This window comes from Roseateles sp. P5_B10 (assembly GCF_056400485.1).
This window is the reverse complement of the sequence record NZ_JBFULE010001150.1, coordinates 1-1,293: the sequence shown is the minus strand read 5'-3', so window position 1 is coordinate 1,293 and position 1,293 is coordinate 1. Positions and strand designations below refer to the sequence as shown.

Here is a 1,293-nt window from a genome sequence, read left to right as displayed (position 1 = left end):
GGACCAAGAAGGCCGTCAACCACACCGCGCTGCGCAGCGCCAAGCCCAGCGACGACACCAGCCTGGAGGCGTCGGTTGCCAATCTGAAACGCGAAGGCGTGCCGGCGGCCAAGCTCGTCGCCGGCGTCGCGATGTACGGCCGCGGCTTCGACGGCGTGAAGGCCGACGGCCGCTATGCCAAGCCCTGGCCCAACGAGGACGGCTCGGTGCCTTTCAAGGACATCGATTCGTTGACGGGCATGAAGGCCCACTTCGACAAGCGCACCCAGTCCTGGGCGATGGTGGGTGGCGGCCGGTTCGTCGGCTACGACGACCCGCGCGCCGTGCGCGCCAAGGTCGCGTTCGCGAAGAAGCAGGGCCTGGCTGGCGTGTTCGCCTGGGAACTGAGCCAGGACAACGGCGAAATCCTGAGCGCCATGCAGCCGTGAGTGCGATGTCCTCACGACGCATCGCGTCGGTGGACGCGCTGCGCGGCCTGGCCGTGGCGGCCATGCTGCTGGTCAACAACCCGGGCGACTGGGGCGCGGTCTACTGGCCGCTGGAGCATGCGGCCTGGCATGGCTGCACGCCCACCGATCTGATCTTCCCGTTCTTCCTCTTCATCGTCGGCGTGTCCGCCGCGCTTGCTCTCGGGCCGCGCGTGGATGCCGGCGCCGCGCCGGGGCCACTGCGAGCCGCCGTCATCCAGCGCGGCCTGCGCATCGTCGGCCTGGGCCTGGTGTTGCATCTGCTGGCCTGGTGGTTGATGCACAAGCCCGAGTTCCGTGTGCTGGGTGTGCTGCAGCGGATAGGCCTTTGCTTTGCATTCGCGGGCGTGGCGGCCCTCCACCTGCGTGCACGCGGGCAGTGGAGCTTGCTGCTGGCCTTGCTGATCGGCTACGGCGCGCTGCTGCTGTTCGGCAGCCCGACGCTGGACAAGCTCGGCAGCCTGAACCAGCGGATCGACACCTTGGTGCTGGGCCGGTGGGCTTACGAGTGGGATGCGGCAACCGGCATCGCCTTCGACCCCGAGGGCTTGCTGTCCACGCTGGGCGCGCTGGCGACGACGATCTTCGGCCTGCTTTGCGGCGGCCTGCTGCGCCGCGATCAGACACGAGGCCTGCTGTTGACGGGTGTTGCGGCGGCGCTCGTGGGTTGGTGGTGGTCGGGCTGGCTGCCCTGGAACAAGCAGCTGTGGACGCCGTCCTTCGTGCTGTGGACCGGCGGCCTGGCGGCGGTAGCGTTGGCCGCAGCGCATCAGTGGATCGATCGCCTCGGCCGTCGCGCTTTAGGCCGCGCCTTTGGCCTGAACGC

2 protein-coding genes are annotated in these 1,293 nt (G+C 69.1%); both read left to right on the top strand.

Features of this window, described 5'->3' with window-relative positions; all coding sequences use genetic code 11:
- On the top strand, positions 1–428 hold a 428-nt coding region (locus AC1DU6_RS31635; protein WP_477862137.1), incomplete at its 5' end, for a glycosyl hydrolase family 18 protein.
- Between the two features lie 5 nt (positions 429–433).
- The coding region (locus tag AC1DU6_RS31630; protein WP_477862135.1) for an acyltransferase family protein at positions 434–1,293 on the top strand (860 nt) is incomplete at its 3' end.